The organism is Colwellia sp. SU-HH00943 (genome assembly GCF_057546125.1).
Genome location: NZ_BAAJLW010000017.1, coordinates 1 through 437, shown reverse-complemented (window position 1 = coordinate 437; position 437 = coordinate 1). Strand labels below are relative to the sequence as shown.

The window sequence follows — 437 nt, the reverse complement described above, 5'->3', positions numbered from 1 at the left end:
TAACGCCCCAATAAGGGGCTGGTAAATGCTTGGCTAAACTGTGTAGCGAAGCGGAACTGAGCCAAGCTTTAGCAGTCCTGCACTTAATTGGCTTGTTATGTACCGATTAAAACCATTTTAAAAAGTTAATGAAGCCAACCACAACCAAAAATAAAACGAATATAACCACTATAGATAGAATGCCAAAAGCTAAAGGCGTTGATTTAGATTCTTGATTATTTTTTAAGAAAGTTGTTTCAAGTTTGGTCACACCTTCGAAGTCATCAAGATCAGATCCTACGTATTCACCTTTTGAGATGGCAACTTCACAGGCATTAATCAAGTTTCTTAAACCTGGCTCATCACCAACAATATGACGGTTAATTTGATAGTCGCTTCCATCTTTTAATTGTGACACTAATCTATCCTTTTAAACTGTGCTTCTTTAGGTACATAAC

At 36.8% G+C, this 437-nt stretch carries 1 protein-coding gene; it reads right to left on the bottom strand.

The genetic code is table 11. The features are described from left to right. Positions 1-106 precede the first annotated feature (106 nt). Positions 107-397 carry a hypothetical protein gene (locus AC27GZ_RS16125; protein WP_487096396.1) on the bottom strand — a complete coding sequence of 97 codons (291 nt, stop codon included), beginning with the start codon at positions 395-397 and terminating at the stop codon, positions 107-109. Positions 398-437: the final 40 nt, after the last annotated feature.